Origin of the sequence: Shewanella sp. AS1, assembly GCF_021412565.1 — a bacterium.
Taxonomy (GTDB): Bacteria; Pseudomonadota; Gammaproteobacteria; order Enterobacterales; family Shewanellaceae; genus Shewanella.
The window spans coordinates 773,229-793,664 of record NZ_JAKCLJ010000001.1; the positions used below are offsets into that span (position 1 = coordinate 773,229).

Sequence of the window (20,436 nt, forward strand, 5' to 3'; positions counted from 1 at the left end):
TATTTTAGCCATTGAAACCACTTAAACTACCCCAATATACTGACTAAGTATGTTAGCAAACGGAATCGAGCTATGACCTTAGAGCGTGAAGCGCGAATCGAACTCCCCGTACTACCTCTGCGTGATGTAGTAGTGTATCCCCACATGGTGATCCCTTTATTTGTTGGCCGGGAAAAATCTATTCGTTGCCTAGAGGCAGCGATGGAGCAGGATAAGCAGATTATTTTAGTGGCACAGCGTGATGCCGAATTAGATGAACCGACTACAGATGATATTTTTGATGTCGGTACCGTGGCCTCGATTTTACAGCTACTCAAGTTACCCGATGGCACAGTTAAAGTGCTGGTTGAGGGTGGCCAACGTGCGCGTATCGAAAAATACACCAGCGAAAGCGAATACTTTGTCGCGACGGCTCAATATCTTGAGTCGCAGGAGCTAGCCGACAAAGAAGAGGAAGTCTTAGTTCGCTCAGCCATCGGTCAGTTCGAAGGTTATATCAAGCTCAACAAGAAGATCCCGCCGGAAGTCTTAACCTCACTGTCGGGGATCGATGAGGCGGCGCGTCTGGCCGATACCATGGCGGCGCACATGCCGTTGAAGCTCGAAGACAAGCAGACTGTGCTCGAGATGGTCAATGTCTCTGAGCGTCTCGAATATCTGATGGCCATGATGGAGTCGGAAATCGATCTGCTGCAGGTGGAGAAACGTATCCGCTCGCGGGTGAAAAAGCAGATGGAGAAGAGCCAGCGCGAGTATTACCTCAATGAGCAGATGAAGGCGATTCAGAAAGAGCTCGGCGATATCGACGAGTCTCATGATGAGTTTGAAACGTTGACCCGTAAGATTGAAGAAGCGGGCATGCCCGATGAAGCCAGAGATAAGGCGACTGCAGAGCTCAATAAACTCAAGATGATGTCGCCCATGTCGGCCGAAGCCACTGTGGTGCGCAGCTATGTGGATTGGATGATCTCTGTGCCCTGGAAACAGCGCTCGAAAATCAAGCGCAACCTGGCCAAGGCACAGGAAGTACTGGACACAGACCATTACGGTTTGGAGAAAGTCAAAGAGCGTATTTTAGAGTATCTGGCGGTTCAGAGCCGAGTGAAACAGCTTAAAGGGCCTATCCTCTGTTTAGTCGGCCCACCGGGTGTGGGTAAGACCTCATTAGGCCAGTCGATTGCTAAAGCCACTGGACGTAAGTATGTGCGCGTGGCCTTAGGCGGCGTGCGTGATGAAGCGGAGATCCGTGGTCATCGCCGTACTTATATTGGCTCTATGCCGGGTAAAGTGATCCAGAAGATGTCTAAAGTGGGTGTTAAGAACCCGCTCTTCCTGCTCGATGAAATAGACAAGATGAGCTCAGACATGCGTGGCGATCCGGCTTCAGCACTGCTTGAGGTGCTGGATCCCGAGCAGAATGCGACCTTTAGCGATCACTACCTGGAAGTGGATTATGATCTGTCCGATGTGATGTTTGTGGCCACATCGAACTCGATGAACATTCCTGGTCCACTTTTAGACCGTATGGAAGTGATTCGCCTATCGGGCTACACAGAAGATGAAAAACTCAATATCGCCAAGCAGCACCTGTTGCCGAAACAGATTGAGCGTAACGGCCTTAAGGCCAGCGAAGTTCGAGTCGATGAGAGTGCCATTATCGGTATCATCCGCTATTACACCCGCGAAGCTGGTGTACGTGCCCTAGAGCGCGAACTGTCTAAGATCTGTCGTAAAGTGGTGAAACAGATTTTGCTGGATAAAGAGATCAAGCGCGTGGAAGTGACCCAGGATAACCTTAAGTCTTTCCTTGGCGTACAGCGTTTCGATTATGGCAAGGCTGAATCCAATAACCAGATAGGTCAGGTCACTGGGCTGGCATGGACCGAAGTGGGCGGCGATCTGCTGACCATAGAGGCGACCTCAGTGCCAGGTAAAGGTAAGCTGACTTATACAGGCTCCCTTGGTGATGTGATGCAGGAATCGATTCAGGCGGCCATGACAGTGGTACGAGCCCGTGCTGAGCAGCTTGGCATTAATCCAGATTTCTACGAGAAGCGCGACATCCATGTGCACGTACCCGAAGGTGCAACGCCAAAAGATGGTCCATCGGCTGGTGCGGCAATGTGCACAGCCTTAGTGTCCAGCTTAACTGGCAATCCCGTGCGCGCCGATGTTGCCATGACAGGTGAAATCACGCTGCGTGGTGAGGTATTACCTATAGGCGGCTTGAAAGAGAAACTGCTTGCGGCACACAGAGGCGGCACTAAATTGGTGCTTATTCCGAAAGAGAATGAGCGTGATTTAGAAGAGATCCCAGCCAATGTGGTGGCCGATCTTGAGATTCGTCCGGTACGCTGGGTCGATGAAGTCCTTAAACTGGCGTTAGAAAGGCCAGTAGAAGGCTTCGAAGTTGTTAAAAATTTGGGGTAACGCAAGAAAATGCTTATTTGCATTAAAAAAAATGCAAAAAGGGCTTTTTAAAATTCAAACCTGTGGTAGCCTAGGTTGGTGGATAGCTTTTAGCTACAAGCCTTGGCGCTACTGGTTTTGAGCATATTCCAATTTTATTTCTTAGGTTTTCCTATTTGGCTTGAACTTTTGTTTCAAGCTTGTTATAAAAAGCCTCCGCAGACCGCTCTAAAGAAGGATTTGGTTGCGGCGCAAAATTAATTTCAAGGGGATGACATGAACAAATCTGAACTAATCGAGAAAATCGCTTCTGGTGCTGATATTTCTAAAGCGGCAGCTGGCCGTGCTCTAGATTCTTTTATTTCTGCTGTGACTGATGGCCTAAAAGATGGCGATAAGATTTCTCTAGTTGGTTTTGGTACTTTTGAAGTTCGTCAACGTGCTGAACGTACTGGTCGCAACCCACAGACTGGTAAAGAGATCAAGATTGCTGCGGCAAATATTCCTGCATTCAAAGCAGGTAAAGCACTGAAAGACGCTGTAAACTAAGATAAAACTTAGTTAAGGTGGCCTTTGTAAGCCTTACTTAGTAAAAGCGAAGCACTGCTAAAGCAGTGCTTTTTACGATAAGGTTGTTGATGATGTAGTTTCATTATCACAGCGTTGGCCTAAATTACGTATGAAGTAAACTAGGTCTGACAATTTACAAAAATGGCGCATCCTTCAGGTATGCGCCTTTTTATTTTTAATGCAACGAGCGAGAAGTCTGATGTTAGAAAAGATTCGCGAAGGCTCCCAGGGCGTGATTGCAAAAAGCATTCTAGTTCTTGTCATACTGTCCTTTGCTTTTACTGGTGTAAGTAGCTATTTAGGCTCATCTAGCGAGCCCTCTGCAGCCACAGTAAACGGTGAAGAGATCAGTCAGGCGGCGTTAGAGCAAGCCTATCAAAGCGAGCGTGCCCGATTAGAGCAGCAACTGGGTGATATGTATAATGCGCTGGCCAACAATGAAAATTATTTAGCCAGTGTTAAACAGAGCGTACTAGAGCGTTTGATTGCCGATAAGTTAATCGATCAGAGCGCCGAAGAACTCGGTTTAACCGTTTCTGATGCTCAGATTAAGAACGCCATCATTAATGAGCCTGCCTTTCAAACTGACGGCAAGTTCGATAATGACAGATATTTAGCCCTGATCCGCCAGTTAGGCTATAACGCCAGCAACTTTCGCGACATGATGCGTAGCGATATGACTCGCCGCCAGTTAATTGTCTCGCTCGTTGGTTCAGAATTTGTGTTGCCCGGTGAAGCCGATTATCTTGGCAAACTCCAGGGACAGACCCGTGATATCCGTTATTATGTTGTCGATGCGACACCTTTCCTCGATCAAGTTTCTGTTACCGATGAAGAAGCTAACAGCGACTATCAAGCCAATCAGAATCAATTTGTTCGCCCCGAGACAGTGTCTCTTGAGTATGTTGAACTTAACGTTGCCGATATGTCCAGCGACATCACAGTGACTGATGAGGAAGCACGTACTTATTACGATGAGAACAAGGCGCAGTATCTGCAGCCTGAAAAGCGTTTAGCGGCACATATCCTGATTAACTTTGGCGATGATGAAGCGGCAGCTAAAACTAAGGCCGATGAGATTGAGGCCAAGCTGCAAGCGGGTGGCGATTTCGCCGAATTAGCCAAGAGCAGCTCAGATGATAGCTTCAGCGCCGAGCAGGGGGGCCAACTGGACTGGTTCGAACAAGGGGTCATGGAAAGTGCTTTCGATGACGCACTCTTTAGCCTGAACAAAGGTCAGTTCTCTGGCGTGGTGAAAACCAGTTTCGGTTTCCATATCGTTAAATTACTCGATGTACAGGCAGGTTCAACGGCACCTTTCGATGACGTAAAATCTGACATAGTCGAGAGCCTGAAGAACAAGCATGCCGTCGACAAGTTTTATGGATTGCAGCAGCGTCTTGCCGACGTGAGCTATGAAGTGCCTGATACTTTAGCCGAAGCCGCTAAAGAAGTGGGCGCTGAGGTGAAAACGTCTCCCGTGTTCACCCGTGATAATGCGCCTGAGCCATTTAACGCGCCTGAGCTGATTAAGGCCGCCTTCTCTAACACTGTGCTGCTCGATGGTATGAACAGTGATCTTATTGAGCTGGGTGCTAATCATGTGATGGTTGTCCGTGTGAAGACTCACACAGAGGCAGGTACCTTAAGCTTCGATAAAGTCAAAGACGCTATTGTCTCTCGCCTCAAGCAGGACAAGGCTAATGAGCTGGCTCGTCAAAAAGCACAAGATCTGATGACGACTCTTAAAGCCGGTGAGAGTGCAACCGAACTGACTGCAAAAGCCGAGCTGACGCGTTTCGACCAATCTATCGACACGGCTATCGTGCGTAAAGCCTTTGCCATGGCACAGCCAGGTGAGCAGCTTGTGGTCGATACCGCAGCATTGGCTAACGGTTATGCGGTTGTGGTACTGGATAAGGTAAATGCCATCGACACAGTCGATGCCCAGACCCTCAAAGCGTTGGAGCAACGTTTGACCTCTCAGTACAGTGAAAACGATTACCGTGCGTTGATTGGCTTGCTGAAGGCCAAGAGCGAAGTGTTATACACGACTGCAGAGTAAAAATAGCTAAATGAGTGCCTGAACTCAGTGTCAGGCCAAGTAGAAAGCCAGTTGATTAATGCAACTGGCTTTTTTGTTGCTGCGGCTTTACCCATACGCCGACTAACATTTAAAACTTGTGGTGAGACTCGGTATTTAAAATTTGTGATGGGAACCCAGTATTTGAAGTTTTTGTGCGCAAGCGGTTTGCGCAAGATTCAGGAAAATTACAGCTAGGGGACTGGCACAAAAAAAGCCACGATAAAAATCGTGGCTTTTTATTATGTTTTTAATGTGGCAGTGTTTTAGAACTGCTCAACGTCGAAGTTAACTTCTGGGTTCACATCTGCATCGTAATCGACTGAAACAACACCGAAACCGAATAGCTTGAGGAACTCCTCTTTATATTCGCGATAATCCGTTAGCTCGCTCAGATTCTCAGTGGTCACTTGTGGCCATAGATCGCGGCAGTGCTGCTGGATCTCATCTCTTAGCTCCCAGTCGTCTAGACGAAGACGGTTTGCATCATCAACAGCCGGTGCAGCGCCATCGGCACGGAACAGACGCTCGTTAAACATACGGTTGATCTGCTCCTGACAGCCTTCATGCAGGCCTGCTTCACGCATCTTCTTAAATACCATGGCGATATAAAGTGGCATTACAGGAATGGCTGAACTGGCTTGGGTCACCACACTTTTCAGCACGGCAACGTTGGCGCTACCGCCAGTGGCAGACAGTTTATTGTTAAGCGCATTGGCGGCGCGATCCAGATCCATCTTGGCTTTACCTAAGGCGCCATGCCAGTAGATAGGCCAGGTAAGCTCTGTGCCAATGTAGCTATAGGCAACAGTTTTGCACTCAGGGGCTAAGACGCCAGCATCGGCTAAGGCATTGAGCCATAGTTCCCAATCTTCACCGCCCATCACAGTGACAGTGTCTTTGATCTCTTGCTCTGTGGCAGGCTCAACACTGGTTTCGATGATCATATCTTTGTTGGTATCGACAGCCGTTGAATGATAGGTCTCACCGATAGGTTTAAGTGATGAACGTACCAATTCGCCTGAGTCTGGCATCTTTCTGACAGGTGAGGCCAATGAGTAGACCACCATGTCAACCTGACCTAAGTCCTGTTTGATAAGCTCGATCACTTTTTGCTTGGCTTCATGGCTGAAAGCATCGCCATTGAGGCTTTTCGAGTAGAGTCCGGCTTCTTTGGCAAACTTATCGAAGGCAGCCGAGTTATACCAACCAGCGGTACCTGGCTTAGTTTCAGTACCGGGTTTTTCAAAAAAGACACCTATGGTGGCAGCATTGCTACCAAATGCGGCGGCGATACGTGACGATAGACCATAGCCACTCGATGAACCGATCACTAAGACTTTCTTAGGACCATTGGCGACAGGGCCATTTGCCTTAGTGAGGTTAATTTGTTCAAGCACATTTGCTTCGCAGCCAACCGGATGGGTGGTTGTACAAATAAAGCCGCGTGTTTTTGGTTTGATTATCATGTTTCTGCTTCTCTTGAAAAAGTGCCATAAGGATAATTAAACCAACAAGAAATGGCACATGTTTTTTAGTAATTCAGCTTTTTAGCCAGAGTGGTTGGAGCAGTTTAACGCTTATAGGAGAACATAGCCTGCTCTTGAATAAGCCTCTGTGTGTATTCATGTTGTGGCGAGTTGAACAGTTTTTCTGTTGTCGCCTTTTCCACCATTTTGCCTTTGTGGAGCACCATGATCTTATCGCTAAAGTGGCGGATTATATTCATGTTGTGAGACACCAGAATATAAGATAACCCCATCTCCTGTTGCAATTTTAGCAACAGATTCAGAATTTGCGATCGTACTGAGAGATCCAGTGCGGTCAGGGCCTCATCGGCAATAATAATTTTCGGGTTAAGCATAAGAGCCCTGGCAACGGCGACTCGCTGCTTCATCCCTTCGGAGATCATATGGGGGTAGAATTCGGCATGTTCGGGCAATAAGCCGACTTTTCTTAGCCTATCGAATACCTGCTCCTGGCGCTCCTGCTTATTCAGTTTTGTGTTAAAACGCAGCGGCTCGTCCAATAGTTCGCCCACAGTAATGCTGGGATTGAGTGAGGTGTTGGGGTCTTGAAAAATCATCCTGATCAGACGGCAGCGCTGTTTCAGGTTGCGACTCTCCAACACTTCCCCTTCGAACAGGATCTCGCCACTGGTTCGCTCTTCTGCGCCTACCAAAATACGCGCAAGTGTACTTTTCCCTGAGCCTGTTTCCCCTACAACAGCTAAGGTTTCGCCCCTGCCCAACTCGAATGAGACCGGCTCTAGGGCATGATTATATTGGCGCTTAAACCCTTTATAGCCGGCGTAGTAGGTTTTGCTCAGCTGATCAACTTTTAGTAAGGGTGTCGTCATTAGATAGCTCACTATGGTAGGGGAAATGACACGCGAAATAGCGATCTTTATGGTGACTGAGGTGGGGCTGATTGACACAACGTTTTTGCGCCTGAGGGCATCTCGGGCCAAGGCGGCAACCGATAGGCAGGTGCTGCAGCGCAGGCGCCGACCCCGCCAGGGTATTCATCATGGTCTTATGACTGTCCACGTCTGAGTAATCGGGAATATTATCCACTAATGCCTTGGTATAGGGATGATAGGGCTGGGCGATAAGTTCGCTCGTTGGCCCCGACTCCATGATCTGCCCACTGTACATGACAGACAGACGGTCGCACCACTGAGACATGGTTTCAAGTTCATGACTGATGAGCAAGATAGAGACATTTTGCAGCTGATTTAATTTACTCAGCAGACGGAAGATCTGTGCCTGGGTTCTGATCTCCATTGAGTTGGTGGGCTCATCGGCAATCAGCAATTTGGGCTGATTGGCGACTGCGATGGCGATCATCACTTTTTGACATTCACCGTCAGACAGCTCCCAAGGGTAGCTGGCCATCACCTTTTCTGACTCTTTTATCCCAACTTTATGCAGCCATTGCTGTGCCTTGATCCGTTTATCCTTCTCCCGTTTCCACCAGGCAATGCTCTTGTTTTCCGGCATAGCCTCGATGATCTGCACTCCGACCGAGATGGTGGGATCCAGACTGCTGATAGGATCTTGGAAGATCATGGCCATTTCGCTGCCCATAAGCGCACGGCGCTCTTTTGAGCTCATCTCCATCAGATTCTGCCCTTCCCACATCATGCGATCGGCCTGAATCGTCCAGTTATGACCAGGGATCCCCAGGATGGCGCGTGCCAATAGGGAACGCCCCGAACCTGACTCGCCGACTAAGCCGTGAACCTCACCGGCGTTAACGGTCAAACTGACCCGCTCGACGGCTTTGACACGCCCATGGGGAGTATCCAGAATGATGGTTAAATTTCTCACATCCAATAAGGGCATGAACTTATTCCATTAATGACGTATGGGGGACAGTGCTGAACGCAAACCATCGCCGACTAGGTTAATGGCTAATACACTGCAAAGGATAGCGACCCCAGGAATAGTCACAGTCCAGGGCGCGGTTAATAGATTATCTATCCCCTGGGCAACCATGGCACCCCATTCGGGGCTCGGTGCCTGGGCACCTAAGTTTAAGAAGCCTAAGGCTGCAATATCTAAGATCGCAGCTGAGATCCCAAGTGTAGTCTGAATAATCATGGTATCCATGATATTAGGTAAGATCACATACCAGAAGATTTGTAAGGGATTGGCGCCATCTAAACGTGCTGCGGTGACATAATCTTTCTGTAGCTCTTCATGGACAGCTTGATGGATAGCCCTGACAAACTGGGGCGTGAGCGCTATTCCCACGGCCCAGAATACGTTACTCAGACCTGGCCCCATGACGGCCACTACTAAAATCGCCATCAACAGCGAGGGGATCGAGAGAAGTGCATCGAGTAAATGACTGAGAATACTTGATTTTAGTCCTTTCATCATGCCAGAAATTGAGCCGATAACGAATCCAATCAGCAAGGCTGTGATCACTATACCAATCGCCATGCCAAAAGTGAGATGGGCTCCATGGAGCAGGCGGCTGAAAATATCTCGGCCCAAATCATCTGTTCCTAGAAAGTGTTCCACAGTACCCGCAGGATCCCAGGATGGCGGCAGTAAGAGGGCGTGGGGATCTTGCTGCTCTGGAGCAAAGGGCGCAATAAAGGGGCCAAATAGGGTTAATAACAGCAAAGAGCAGACAGCCCAAAGTCCGGCAAAGGCAAAAGGATTATCGGTAAACGCACTCCAAAGCCGGTATAGAGGGGAGGGAATATGATCCTCTTGGTAAATTTTAATTTGAGGCATAGAGTTCTTTCCTGCTGATGGGATTGAGCGCCGTATGCATCACTTCTATCAAAATACTTAAAAAGATGATGATCAGTGCCACTGCCAGAATACCACCCTGTATAACAGTATAATCACGCTGATAAATTCCCGACACCAACCAGGCGCCGACACCGGGCCAGCTGAAAATCACCTCGACCACTATGGCATAGCTGGCAAATGCGCCGAGCATGAGTCCCAGATTTTTTAACACAGGAATTAACGCGTTGGGGAGTGCGTGGCGCAGCACTATAGTCGATGTGTGCAATCCCCTGGCTTCGGCGGCCTTGATGTAGGTTTTTTCCATAATGGAAATCATGGCGCTACGGGTGATGCGCACCACGACGGTAAAAGGCAAAATGGCCAATGTCATGGCAGGTAAAATGATGTGATGCAGGGCATCGAGAAAGGCCGACATGGCATATTCAGAGTTCGACAGCAGCGTATCGACCAGCAGAAAGCCTGTGATGGAGTTTATCTCATAGAGTAGGTTAATCTGCCCGGAGATAGGCAGCCAGCCTAAGCGCACCCCAAACCAGAGTGACAGACTCAGTCCCAGCCAGAACACAGGAATCGAGTAGCCTGTCAGGGTGACCGCCATAATGGTATTCTGTGTGATCTTATTTTTACTTAAGGAGGCGAGTATCCCCAGTGGAATACCAAACAGCAGGGCGAGAAAACCGGCAAAAAAGCCCAGTTCAAAACTTGCGGGCAACACCTTAGTCAACTCGTCAATAACCGGGGTTTGTGAGGTAATTGAGATGCCAAGATCCCCTGAGAGTCGCTGCTGCAGATAGGCAAAAAACTGACTGATCTTATTTTTATTTAAATGATAATCTTGAGTAATGGTCTCCATTTCACTGGGGTTGGGTGATTGGATACCAGTCAGGACGACACTTGGCTCCGCTGGAAACTGATTCGTGACGACAAACATTACCAAAAATAGCACCATAGAGGTGGCTAGAAACAGATTCAGGCGTCTAAGCAGATAACGAGCCATTAATTAGCCTCCTTAGAGATGGGAGCCTGATGGGGAAGTTTAGTGATCTGGGTAAATGAGATCCCGCCAAAAGGGGTCAATTTAGACTGAGTCAACTGTTTCTGTTTTACCGCCAGGCGCGTGGTATGGGCTAAGGGCAATAGGGGGACTCGCTGTGCAATCAGTTCTTCAGCCTGTTGATATAAGGCTTTGCGCGTCTCCTGATGAGTTGTATCTTTTGCCGCTTCCAGTAATTCCTCTAACTGGCTGTCACACCAACGTGAGCGGTTACTATTCGTGCTGGCCGAGGCGCAGCTTAATATGGGACTGAAAAAGTTGTCGGGATCGCTATTATCCGCATTCCAGCCAATGATCACTGAGTCATAGGTCTGTTGACTGAGCTTTTGATTAAACACGCTCCAGTCGTAGGTGACAATATTGACCTTTACCCCGATATGGGCCAGATCAGCCTGGATAAGCTCAGCGGTTTTGTGGGGATTGGGATTATAAATACGCGCGACAGGCATGGCCCAGATATCGATAGTCAAATCATGAACCCCAGCTTCTTCCAGCAGTTGTAGGGCTTTTTGAGGGTTGTATTCAATCTCTTTTTGATTTTCCGAATAGGCCCAGGAGTGAGGCGGCAATACTCCTATCGCCTCGACAGCGGTTTTTTGGTAAACGGCCCTGAGAATATTTTCTTTATCGATGGCGTAAGCTAAGGCGCGACGCACGCGGACATCATTTAGCGGGATGCGCTCTGTATTGAATGCCCAAAATGCCACATTGAAACCGGGCTGGGAGTCGACTTCTAGATCCTCTTTATCTATCACAACCTGTAGTTCGCCCGCCTTGGGCAATGCTGAAATATTGCAATCGCCCGTGATCAATTTAGCCAGACGAGTGGTACTTTTAGGCGTAATATCAAATACTAACTGCTCTACTTGCGGTGAGGTGCGCCAGTACTGATGGTTGCGATAAAAACGGATAAAATCATTTTTGACATAATCGATTAACTGGAAAGGCCCTGTGCCTATGGCCTGTTTATCCAGTAACTCAGGCTCGCCAAGTTGCAGCAGATGATCGCCGTACTCCTTTGAGAGGATCACGCTATAGCCGGTCGCGAGGTTAGATAAAAAAGAAGCATCTTTACGTGTTAGATGAAAAGCAACCTGGTAGTCATCGATTTTTTCAATTTTATCTATCAGATTGCTAAAGCCGACACTCTCAAAGAAGGGGTAGCCAGTTTTAGCAATGAAATGATAGGGATTGGCACTGTCGATAATGCGGTTAAAGGAAAATAACACATCGTCGGCGTTAAAGTTTCGATGGGGACTATAGCGTTTGGAATGGTGAAAACGCACGCCGGTTCTCAGGGTAAATGTGTAAACCAGTTCATCATCGCTTATCTGCCAGTCGCTGGCCAGAGCGGGCACTAACTTACCCGATAGCGCATCATATTCGACTAGGGTGTCATATAGCTGAGAAGTGGCATCGACAGTTGTCCCTGAGGTGATCAACTGGGGATTGAAAGACTCTGGGTTGCCTTCAGAGCAATAAACCAAGCCAGAAGGAACACGAGTTGGGCCACAGGCTGTTAATAGCGGGACTAAACAGCAGAATGCTGAAGCAAATGTGAGACGCTTAAGCCGCTCTTTCATCAGTAGAGGTAATCGTTTATTGAATGAAGAAGTTCATTTTAAAGTGCTATGGTGTCGGTAGCAAATATTCGCTGTTATTTGTGCCTTTATTTATCCAACAAATTGTATTTTTTTAAAATTCCACGTAATTGATGGTAGCTTAATTCCAGTAAGTCTGCGGTTTTTTTCTGATTATACTGACCCGCTTCGAGGGCTTTTTTCAGTAGCTCTATCTCTTGATTTTCACAGTGCTCTTTAAAGTTGATAGGGAAACTGACACTGGCTGAAACCTGGCCTGTTTTGTTAGTTTCAGCCGCTACGACCTCGTGATTGACAGTTTGACTTTCAGTTTCTATAGCCTGTGGCTGTGCCTGTCTGGAGCGGGTTTTGACTCTGTTAGTTGGGCGATAAGGGGACGCAAAGGGATCGATAACTATAGTATCTATGGGATCGCAGCCGTCACCATTGCGATAGACACAGCGTTCAATAACGTTTTTAAGCTCGCGTATATTGCCTGGCCAGCTGTAGTCTAGTAATTGCTCAATGGCGTTGGGGGTAAAGCCATTGAAGAGTTCGTGCTGCAGTTGCCTTGCCATACCAATCGCAAAATACTCAGCCAGTGGAATAATGTCTTCACTGCGATGACGCAGCGGTGGCAAGGTGATCACATCGAAAGCGAGTCGGTCGAGCAGGTCGGCACGAAACTCTCCAGCTTCGGCCAGTGAAGGCAGATCTTCGTTAGCGGCGCAGATAAGGCGCACATCGGTTTGTACCGTTTTACTGCCACCCACACGTTCAAATTCGCCATATTCGATAACCCGCAGTAGCTTTTCCTGGATTAAACCAGAGGTATTGGCCAACTCATCTAAGAAGAGGGTGCCACCGTCGGCACGTTCGAAACGACCCTCATGCTTCTTATTGGCGCCGGTGAAGGCGCCAGCATCGTGACCAAATAGTTCACTTTCCAGAAGATTTTCACTCAGGGATGAGCAGTTGAGTTTAATAAAACTTTGATCCCAGCGTTTAGACAGGTAGTGTAAGCGTTCGGCGATCAGCTCTTTTCCCGTACCCCGCTCACCTATGATAAGTACAGGTTTGGATAAAGGGGCAATTTTTGAAACATGCTCAAGGACTTCTAATAACGCATTAGATTGTCCGATAAGATTATCTTGCTGGAATTGATTAGCCACGGTGATTTTTAGTCTTTCACACTAATAATTGGTGAAAATTATAATATGTGTCCTGAGGTTTAAAATAAAGAAAAAGTTAAAATATTAGTTAAATAATTGAATAATAACGGTTAAGTAAAGTTGGCACATTAAGTGTATTATTTTTTGCGAAACCAACATTAATTTTTAGAGGACACGACTATGGGTATTTTCTCTCGCTTCGCTGATATCATTAATTCTAATATCAGTGCTCTGCTTGATAAAGCGGAAGATCCAGAAAAAATGGTGCGCCTGATCATCCAAGAGATGGAAGATACCTTGGTAGAGGTGCGTTCAACTTCGGCTAAGGTGCTGGCGGAAAAGAAAGAGATCCTGCGCCGTATTGCTAAAGTAAAAGAGCAGGTTCAAGATTGGCAGGATAAGGCTGAACTGGCGTTATCTAAAGATCGCGAAGATTTGGCCAAAGCTGCCTTGATTGAAAAGCAAAAGGCCACTGAACTTGCGGTGAACCTTGAGCAGGAGCTGGTGGTTATCGAAGAACATATTGCGCGTCTTAAAGAGGAAGTGAATCAGCTCCAGGAGAAGTTATTGGATGCTAAATCACGCCAGAAGACGATTATTATGCGTAAGCAAACTGCTTCTTCACGCTTGGAAGTGAAGCGCCAGCTCGATTCGAGCAAGATTGACAGCGCCATGAGCAAGTTTGAGCAGTATGAGCGCCGCGTCGAAGGCTTAGAATCTCAGGTTGAGGCTTATGATTTAGGCAATAAGCGTACATTAAATGATGAGTTTGCCGCGCTAGAGGCTGAAGATGCTGTCAGTGCCGAACTTGAGGCCTTAAAGGCCAAAGTGAAGGCAAGCAAAGCGAAAAAGCAGACTAAATAACGGTAATTCAGAGGTGAGTTATGGATATGGATGTATTGATTGCCCCCATCATTGTCTTTTTAGTTGTGGTGGCGCCCATCTGGTTAATATTGCATTATCGCAGTAAACGCCAAGTGAGCCAGGGACTCACTGAAGAAGAGTTTACCGAGCTTAATGAGCTGATAAGTAAGGCAGACAAGATGGCCCAGCGTATCGAAACACTTGAGGCCATTCTGGATAGCGAGGCTCCAAATTGGAGGAATCGAGATGAGCGGATTTAACGGACGCACCCTATATCGACTTCCCGAGTCAGGCAAAATCGCCGGGGTTTGTGCAGGAATCGCCGACTATTTCAATTTTGAAACCTGGTTGGTCCGAGTACTCGCAGCGTCTATATTTCTGCTCGGGGGAACAGGCATAGTCATAGTCATCTATATTCTGTTGTGGATGATTTTAGATGTGAAGCCAAGTAGCGCAAAGGATAAACAACATCACAAAGAGATTGAAGTTAAAAAGAAAGTTTGGCAAGCCGGAGAGCCTGCTAAAATGGCATTAAGAGATGTCAGTCAGCAATTCAAGGATTTAGATACTCGGCTGCAAAACCTTGAACGGCATGTGACATCGGATAGTTTTGACCTCAAACGAGAGATCAATAATCTCTAAACTTTGACTTTAAAACCAAAAATAGACGGCTACGGCCGTCTTTTGACATTGCTAAGATATCACTTATGAATTCAATTGGTCGTTCACTGCAACAGCTTGCCAATCGTTCACAGTCATTGATAAAACGTACCACGGATAATCATGTTCGTTTGGCGGTTACCGGCTTGTCCGGCGCGGGCAAAACGGCCTTCATTACTGGACTGGTTAATCAATTACTGTCAGCGGGAAAACATCAGGTACTCCCTTTGTGGCAAGTGTCCCGTGATGGGCGCTTATATGGTGTGAAGCGCACCCTGCAACCCGATATGACCATTGCCAGTTTCGATTATGATGCCGCCATGACAGCGCTATGTGGCAGTAAACCTCATTGGCCAGCCTCCACAAGAAATATCAGTGAGCTGCGTCTGGCCATAAAGTATCAACCCAGTAAAGGCTTAAGGGCGAGGCTGACTGATCATGCGACCCTGTTTTTAGATATTGTCGATTACCCTGGTGAGTGGTTACTGGATCTGCCTATGCTAAGGCTGGACTATGCTAAATGGTCACAGCTTCAGTATGGTCGGGCTGATAATTTATCAAAGAGTGATTACTATCAACCCTTTATCGCATCTTGTTCGGCACTTAATTTAACAGAACCGGCCGATGAGCAAGTGTTGAAAAACATAGCTAAACAGTATCAGATGCTGCTGAACGACACTGTGCATGGCCACGGTTTTTATCACGCTCAGCCAGGAAGAATGTTGTTGCCTGGTGAACTTGCAGATACCCCGATCTTGGCTTTTTTTCCCCTCTTTGGTCTGCAGGGCATTCAACTTGAACAATTGGAAAACAGCAATAAAACGAGCTACTACCAGGTATTGAAAAAACGCTATCTAAGTTATGTCTCGCAGGTAGTGAAACCTTTCTATCGAGATTATTTTGCCAAGTTCGATCGTCAGGTGGTGCTGGTGGATTGCTTTACGCCGCTCAATCGCGGCAAGCCGCAGTTTGACGATATGAAGTCGGCTATCGATGACATTATGGCCAGTTTTCATTTCGGTCAGTCGAATCTACTTAGACGACTGTTTGCTCCCCGTATCGATAAATTACTGTTTGCGGCAAGTAAGGTTGATCATGTTACGCGGGATCAACAGAGTAATGTGCTGTCCCTGTTGTCGCAGATGGTGGATCAGAGCCAGCAGCATGCGCAGTTTGAAGGTTGTGATGTGGAAGTGATGGCCATCAGTGCGATTAAGGCGACGACCCATGGCATGGTGCAGCAGGATGGAAAACAGATAGAGGTGGTCAGGGGCAGGGCGCTGAACGGCCAGAAAATCTTAACCCTGTTTCCGGGAGAAGTCCCCAAGCGTTTGCCACAAGCCGATTTTTGGGACAGACAGGGATTTGAATTCATTAACTTTGCGCCGCCTCAGCTTGATGCTGGCAGCCAGGAGCGGCACTTTGAGCATATTCGCCTCGATCACCTGTTGCAATACCTTTTGGGCGATAAATTAGCTTAGTGGTTTATCAATTGATAATAAGGCTGGAAATGAAACAAGACGTATTACTCAAGAAACAGCAGATATTTGAAGATGAAATGCCGCTAGCATCCACTCAGCTCCAAGAAGCGCAGCATTTTGATGAGCTTGAAGAACTCTTATCTCATCAGGAGGATTTAGCTTCAGGGCTCGATAATAAGCCCAAACGGCGCTGGTCCTGGTTGGCCAAGGCGGCATTGGGCGGCATCATCAGCTTAGTTGCACTGGAGTGGGGATTGTCGCTATTTTCGGCCTGGCAGCAGAGCCCTTGGTTGTTTGGTTTTTATGCCCTAGTCAGTTCATTGGTGAGTCTGTTTGCGGCCAGTATTGTCTTTAAAGAGTGGCGTCAGTTAAAACAGCTTAGAGGTGTAGAAGAGGCACAGCAGGTGAGTGAGCGCTTAGCCCTGAGTATGCAGATGGGGGAGGCGGAGCCTTTTATCGAGGATATTCTCTCTAGAGCACCGCAGGATATCGATCTCAGCCGTTACCGGCAGCACCTGAGTGAAGAGCATAATGATGCCGAGCGGGTGTTGCTGTTTGAATCGACTGTGCTGACACAGATAGATGCTAAGGCGAAAAAGTTGGTGCACCGTTATGCGCTGGAGTCGGCGGTGTTGCTTGCCGCTAGTCCTATTGCGGTTTTGGATATGGCGATCATCTTGTGGCGAAATCAGAAGATGATCCGTGAACTGGCCCGCTGTTATGGCATTGAGCTAGGTTATTGGAGCCGGATTAAGCTTATCCGCTCGGTGATCCTCAATATCATCTATGCCGGAACCAGCGAAGTGGTGACGGATATAGGCACACAATTATTGTCTTTAGAAGTGTCGGGTAAAGTGTCGGCGCGTATGGCGCAGGGCTTGGGCGGCGGCTTGCTAACGGCACGTTTAGGCTATCAGACTATGGCCTTGTGCCGCCCTGTGGGATTCAGTCATGAGACTAAACCCAAACTAACCAAGATCCACCGCGCGCTGTTAAGCGAACTGAAAGATTTTTCACTCGAGGCGCTGAGCAAGAAAAGTAAAAAACCGGCGGAAAAAGTAAAACAATAATAGGGCATGTTTATCTTTCAAGTTTGTTTTTGCAGTAGTTTGTTGGAAATTTATACAAGGCAGTACTTTTGATGTGTGGTTTTCCACATGAGTAAAGTGCTAACGCCGTAGAAATGACAACAAACGCTGCCCAACGGGTTCGGCTAAAAGTATTTTACTCTTTGTTATGAGCTGATTTGCTTAGATGACTAGGCGTTATAGCTCATGTCGCGATTAAAACACTTTTGTCTCGAACAAAAATTAAACAGCAAAGATAAACACGCCCTAGATAAGCTAATGAAAAATCGGCTCCTTCTGGAGCCGATTTTTTTTGGAAGCTTTAGCGTGACTGCTATTTCAAAGATCTAGCGTCAACGCGATTTGCATGATTTAGCGTCACGGCTAAATGGTCCAGAACAGGTGACAGATAATATAGAGCACTAACATACTGATAAAGTTGATGATGGCACCGGCTTTCATCATGTCAGATTGCTTGATATGACCTGAGCCATAAACGATGGCATTTGGCGGCGTCGCTACCGGCAGCATAAAGGCGCAGGATGCGGCGATGCCGATCAACACAGAGAGCATCACAGGGGAGAGTCCCAATGCCTCGGCAATGGCAGCAAACACAGGCACCAGCAGAGCTGCACTGGCTGTGTTACTTGCAAATTCGGTCAGCATCACCACGAAGAAGATCACCGCCAAGGTAAAGAGTGCCATGTGGGTGTCGCCAAAAATATCGGTTACCCAGTGGGCGAGAAATACACTCGTGCCCGTAGTTTTGAGGATGGCGCTGAGGGTCAGGCCACCACCAAAGAGGATGAGCACTCCCCAGTCGGTCGTTTTCTCAATCTTTTTCCATTCCACTAAACCTAACCCTGCCAGCAGTACTACGGCGCTGAGCGCGACTATGGTATCGAACTGAGCTATGCCGCCCAGTGCTGATGAGATGGGCTTGCTGAAGATCCAGCAGCACACTGTGGCAAGAAAGACAACTAAGGTCAGCCTGCCTTGCAGGCTTAACTGTTCAGTGCTTTTAGGTATGTCGCAAACCACGTTCAGGTTAGGTTTGAAAAAGAGGTACAGAGCGATCAACATGCTAGGCAGCATCAGGGCCACTGTGATTAAGCCAAACTCTAACCAATCGGCGAAGGTTAAACCGACTTGGGCTGCGGCAATGGCGTTAGGCGGGCTGCCAACCAGAGTGCCTATACCGCCAATGTTGGCTGAATAGGCTATCCCAAGCAGGATAAACAGGTAGGTGTTCCTGTGCTCTTTACTGTCTAACTGATTTAAGATCCCCAGGGCTAAGGGCAACATCATGGCGGCAGTGGCGGTATTACTGATCCACATAGAGAGCAGGGCTGTGATCCCAAATAACATGATACAAGCGATGCTGAGCTTGCCCTGAGATGCGGTGATCACCTTATGGGCGATACGCCTGTCTATACCTTGATGATTCAAGGCGGCGGCTAAGACAAATCCACCGAAAAACAGGTAGATGATAGGGTTGGCAAAGTTACTCATTGCCGCCTTGGTTTCGAACACACCCATTAGCACGCCCATAATGGGGATCAGTATGGCTGTAATACTGATGTGGATCGCTTCAGTCAACCAGAGTATGGCCGCGAAGATAAGAATGGAGAGGCCGACATTGATCTCTTTCTCAAAGGGAAGCAAGAGATTAAGTAAAACGAATAGCAGCAGATTTCCCAGCACTATATACGCTTTATTCGAGCCGGGGGGCTTCTCTGTCGTTAAGGAAGTCTGTTCCTGGGTCAGTTCCTGGCTTTGTGATTGCATTTAGATGTCCCTATTATTTTTTTAATGGCGTTCACCATATCTGAGCGAAAATCGGCGTCCAAGTTTTTTATTTTGTAATTAAAACACCGCAAAATTAACAGATTGATAACCTTTGATGGGCGACTTACATAATTGTGTGATTTGAATCATGTTTTCATGGTGGTTTAAGATCAAATTTATTCCACCTGCCCCTGCGTCAAACAGCATTTTGAAATAAAGTAAGAATGACAGTCTTGTGATCGCGATCTCATTTGCCTGTTTGTGTGTTGTGCGCCATATCACTTGTTGGCGATCTTTTTAAACCTGTTCTATGTTTGTTAGGTGGCCATGGAGAGGGAAAGTTGGCCCAAATCAGATAAAAGGATCGACAAGGAGATAATCATGAAAAAACTGTTCACTGCCATATTGGTTTGTGTCTTGTCTGTGGTGCCTGCTATTGCGGCAGAGCCTGTCACAGTAGAGAAAGCACAAACCGTTTCTCAACCAATCAACATCAATACTGCTACCGCCGAGCAATTAGCTGAGCTTCAAGGTATTGGCGAGGCGAAAGCTCAGGCGATAGTTGAGTATCGTCACGTCAATGGGAATTTTAAATCCATCGATGACCTAGCTCTGGTTAAAGGTATAGGTGCTAAGTTGGTGGAGAAAAACCGAGCCTTACTGACTTTATAACAAGTTGCTATTGCCTCAAACAAATACCCGCCAATGCGGGTATTTGTTTATAGAGTATGCAATTAGTCATAAAGCCGGCTTATCTGGTGGATATTGACTTGATCGCCTGCCGCCCTTAGTGGATAATGCACGCCGTCTTAAGCAATTTTGTCTATAAAATAGTTTAAGAGACTATGGTGACCCTAGGGTCCCTCCGCAATGATAACTTGTGAACTCGGCCAGGCCCGGAAGGGAGCAACCGCAGCAGGCGACTCATGTGCCGGAGTGCTGGCTCTAGGGGAACCTCCAATTACCATTATATTACAACTATTTACATCGTTTTGACCTGAGGTGGTACACTAGGTGGTACATTTGGTCAGCAAAAGCATCATTGAATGACCTCTTCCGCTTTTTAGTTGTTTAACAATAGTTGTTTAACAATAAGCCTCTTATTTATCTGTACTCATTGCGTGTTGAGTTCACTCAGCATTTAATCACTACACATTGCTTGCTGAATAAACTTTATTACCGTTGCGATTGACTCTTTAAATAGGTACGGGAGCGCTCCATAGCTGCCTGGATCCCCTGTTTCATCTGTTTGAGCTCATGGTAGTTTTCGAAAAAGTGAGTATCGACCCTGTGGCGGATATAGCGGACCGGGAGTTGATTAAGGGTGACGCAGCAGAGATCGGCCAGATAATCTTCGGGTAACTCATCGAGTAACCCTTCGTCAGACAGTAATTCCATTAACAGGATCTCGTAGTAGTTGCGAATTTCCAGTTGCAT

18 protein-coding genes and 1 other RNA gene are annotated in these 20,436 nt (G+C 47.3%); 10 read left to right on the plus strand and 9 right to left on the minus strand.

Going from position 1 to position 20,436, the window contains the following annotated elements:
• Positions 1-72: 72 nt before the first annotated feature.
• The 3 genes from lon to LZP69_RS03430 all read left to right on the plus strand — a co-directional run bounded on the left by lon (position 73) and on the right by LZP69_RS03430 (position 5,044).
• Positions 73-2,430, plus strand: coding sequence for an endopeptidase La (gene lon / locus LZP69_RS03420; protein WP_234198771.1), 2,358 nt, complete (start codon positions 73-75; stop codon positions 2,428-2,430).
• A 255-nt stretch (positions 2,431-2,685) separates the two neighbouring features.
• A complete protein-coding gene (locus LZP69_RS03425; RefSeq protein ID WP_011866302.1) occupies positions 2,686-2,958 on the plus strand; it encodes an HU family DNA-binding protein in 273 nt (90 codons plus the stop codon).
• A 220-nt stretch (positions 2,959-3,178) separates the two neighbouring features.
• The gene (locus tag LZP69_RS03430; protein WP_234198772.1) at positions 3,179-5,044 is read left to right on the plus strand and encodes a SurA N-terminal domain-containing protein; all 1,866 of its coding nucleotides are present in this window, start codon (positions 3,179-3,181) and stop codon (positions 5,042-5,044) included.
• A 284-nt stretch (positions 5,045-5,328) separates the two neighbouring features.
• Here LZP69_RS03430 and fabV read toward each other — a convergent pair whose 3' ends face one another.
• From fabV to pspF, 7 genes are all read right to left on the minus strand, one after another.
• Positions 5,329-6,531, minus strand: a complete 1,203-nt coding sequence (gene fabV, locus LZP69_RS03435) for an enoyl-ACP reductase FabV (RefSeq protein ID WP_234198773.1) — start codon at positions 6,529-6,531, stop codon at positions 5,329-5,331.
• A gap of 104 nt (positions 6,532-6,635) precedes the next feature.
• Positions 6,636-7,421, minus strand: a complete 786-nt coding sequence (locus LZP69_RS03440) for a peptide ABC transporter ATP-binding protein (protein ID WP_234198774.1) — start codon at positions 7,419-7,421, stop codon at positions 6,636-6,638.
• On the minus strand, positions 7,396-8,409 hold the full coding sequence (locus LZP69_RS03445; protein ID WP_234198775.1) for a peptide ABC transporter ATP-binding protein: 1,014 nt from the start codon (positions 8,407-8,409) through the stop codon (positions 7,396-7,398). The genes LZP69_RS03440 and LZP69_RS03445 overlap by 26 nt, the downstream gene beginning before the upstream one ends.
• A 12-nt stretch (positions 8,410-8,421) precedes the next feature.
• On the minus strand, positions 8,422-9,312 hold the full coding sequence (locus tag LZP69_RS03450) for an ABC transporter permease subunit (RefSeq protein WP_234198776.1): 891 nt from the start codon (positions 9,310-9,312) through the stop codon (positions 8,422-8,424).
• The gene (locus LZP69_RS03455; RefSeq protein WP_234198777.1) at positions 9,299-10,330 is read right to left on the minus strand and encodes an ABC transporter permease; all 1,032 of its coding nucleotides are present in this window, start codon (positions 10,328-10,330) and stop codon (positions 9,299-9,301) included. Before LZP69_RS03455 ends, LZP69_RS03450 begins: the two co-directional genes overlap by 14 nt.
• Positions 10,330-11,970 (minus strand): ABC transporter substrate-binding protein, encoded by a 1,641-nt coding sequence (locus LZP69_RS03460; protein ID WP_234198778.1) that lies wholly within the window; start codon positions 11,968-11,970, stop codon positions 10,330-10,332. Before LZP69_RS03460 ends, LZP69_RS03455 begins: the two co-directional genes overlap by 1 nt.
• An 86-nt stretch (positions 11,971-12,056) precedes the next feature.
• Positions 12,057-13,139: a phage shock protein operon transcriptional activator gene (gene pspF, locus LZP69_RS03465; protein ID WP_234198779.1), complete on the minus strand. Its 1,083-nt coding sequence runs from the start codon at positions 13,137-13,139 to the stop codon at positions 12,057-12,059.
• Between the two features lie 180 nt (positions 13,140-13,319).
• Here pspF and pspA point away from each other — a divergent pair, with 180 nt between their 5' ends.
• The 5 genes from pspA to LZP69_RS03490 all read left to right on the plus strand — a co-directional run bounded on the left by pspA (position 13,320) and on the right by LZP69_RS03490 (position 17,214).
• Complete coding sequence (gene pspA / locus LZP69_RS03470) at positions 13,320-14,003, plus strand: phage shock protein PspA (protein ID WP_234198780.1); 684 nt, start codon at positions 13,320-13,322, stop codon at positions 14,001-14,003.
• 20 nt (positions 14,004-14,023) lie between these two features.
• Positions 14,024-14,263: an envelope stress response membrane protein PspB gene (pspB, locus tag LZP69_RS03475; protein WP_234198781.1), complete on the plus strand. Its 240-nt coding sequence runs from the start codon at positions 14,024-14,026 to the stop codon at positions 14,261-14,263.
• Positions 14,250-14,645: an envelope stress response membrane protein PspC gene (pspC, locus tag LZP69_RS03480; RefSeq protein ID WP_234198782.1), complete on the plus strand. Its 396-nt coding sequence runs from the start codon at positions 14,250-14,252 to the stop codon at positions 14,643-14,645. The genes pspB and pspC overlap by 14 nt, the downstream gene beginning before the upstream one ends.
• Positions 14,646-14,710: 65 nt before the next feature.
• Positions 14,711-16,144 carry a YcjX family protein gene (locus LZP69_RS03485; protein WP_234198783.1) on the plus strand — a complete coding sequence of 478 codons (1,434 nt, stop codon included), beginning with the start codon at positions 14,711-14,713 and terminating at the stop codon, positions 16,142-16,144.
• A 29-nt stretch (positions 16,145-16,173) separates the two neighbouring features.
• Positions 16,174-17,214, plus strand: a complete 1,041-nt coding sequence (locus LZP69_RS03490; protein WP_234198784.1) for a YcjF family protein — start codon at positions 16,174-16,176, stop codon at positions 17,212-17,214.
• A 381-nt stretch (positions 17,215-17,595) separates the two neighbouring features.
• Here the strand turns inward: LZP69_RS03490 and LZP69_RS03495 are convergent, their stop codons facing one another.
• Positions 17,596-18,999, minus strand: a complete 1,404-nt coding sequence (locus LZP69_RS03495) for an SLC13 family permease (RefSeq protein ID WP_234198785.1) — start codon at positions 18,997-18,999, stop codon at positions 17,596-17,598.
• A 381-nt stretch (positions 19,000-19,380) separates the two neighbouring features.
• Here LZP69_RS03495 and LZP69_RS03500 point away from each other — a divergent pair, with 381 nt between their 5' ends.
• Together LZP69_RS03500 and ffs are read left to right on the plus strand one after the other, a co-directional pair.
• Positions 19,381-19,671 carry a ComEA family DNA-binding protein gene (locus tag LZP69_RS03500; RefSeq protein WP_234198786.1) on the plus strand — a complete coding sequence of 97 codons (291 nt, stop codon included), beginning with the start codon at positions 19,381-19,383 and terminating at the stop codon, positions 19,669-19,671.
• A gap of 182 nt (positions 19,672-19,853) precedes the next feature.
• Positions 19,854-19,951, plus strand: an RNA gene (gene ffs / locus LZP69_RS03505) — signal recognition particle sRNA small type.
• A gap of 224 nt (positions 19,952-20,175) precedes the next feature.
• Here the strand turns inward: ffs and LZP69_RS03510 are convergent.
• Positions 20,176-20,436: a late competence development ComFB family protein gene (locus LZP69_RS03510; protein WP_234198787.1), complete on the minus strand. Its 261-nt coding sequence runs from the start codon at positions 20,434-20,436 to the stop codon at positions 20,176-20,178.

Coding starts and splice junctions, on each gene's coding strand:
- lon (WP_234198771.1), top strand. CDS start 73: ATGACCTTAGAGCGTGAAGCGCGAATCGAACTCCCCGTACTACCTCTG.
- LZP69_RS03425 (WP_011866302.1), top strand. CDS start 2,686: ATGAACAAATCTGAACTAATCGAGAAAATCGCTTCTGGTGCTGATATT.
- LZP69_RS03430 (WP_234198772.1), top strand. CDS start 3,179: ATGTTAGAAAAGATTCGCGAAGGCTCCCAGGGCGTGATTGCAAAAAGC.
- fabV (WP_234198773.1), bottom strand. CDS start 6,531: ATGATAATCAAACCAAAAACACGCGGCTTTATTTGTACAACCACCCAT.
- LZP69_RS03440 (WP_234198774.1), bottom strand. CDS start 7,421: ATGACGACACCCTTACTAAAAGTTGATCAGCTGAGCAAAACCTACTAC.
- LZP69_RS03445 (WP_234198775.1), bottom strand. CDS start 8,409: ATGCCCTTATTGGATGTGAGAAATTTAACCATCATTCTGGATACTCCC.
- LZP69_RS03450 (WP_234198776.1), bottom strand. CDS start 9,312: ATGCCTCAAATTAAAATTTACCAAGAGGATCATATTCCCTCCCCTCTA.
- LZP69_RS03455 (WP_234198777.1), bottom strand. CDS start 10,330: ATGGCTCGTTATCTGCTTAGACGCCTGAATCTGTTTCTAGCCACCTCT.
- LZP69_RS03460 (WP_234198778.1), bottom strand. CDS start 11,970: ATGAAAGAGCGGCTTAAGCGTCTCACATTTGCTTCAGCATTCTGCTGT.
- pspA (WP_234198780.1), top strand. CDS start 13,320: ATGGGTATTTTCTCTCGCTTCGCTGATATCATTAATTCTAATATCAGT.
- pspB (WP_234198781.1), top strand. CDS start 14,024: ATGGATATGGATGTATTGATTGCCCCCATCATTGTCTTTTTAGTTGTG.
- pspC (WP_234198782.1), top strand. CDS start 14,250: ATGAGCGGATTTAACGGACGCACCCTATATCGACTTCCCGAGTCAGGC.
- LZP69_RS03485 (WP_234198783.1), top strand. CDS start 14,711: ATGAATTCAATTGGTCGTTCACTGCAACAGCTTGCCAATCGTTCACAG.
- LZP69_RS03490 (WP_234198784.1), top strand. CDS start 16,174: ATGAAACAAGACGTATTACTCAAGAAACAGCAGATATTTGAAGATGAA.
- LZP69_RS03495 (WP_234198785.1), bottom strand. CDS start 18,999: ATGCAATCACAAAGCCAGGAACTGACCCAGGAACAGACTTCCTTAACG.
- LZP69_RS03500 (WP_234198786.1), top strand. CDS start 19,381: ATGAAAAAACTGTTCACTGCCATATTGGTTTGTGTCTTGTCTGTGGTG.
- LZP69_RS03510 (WP_234198787.1), bottom strand. CDS start 20,436: ATGCAACTGGAAATTCGCAACTACTACGAGATCCTGTTAATGGAATTA.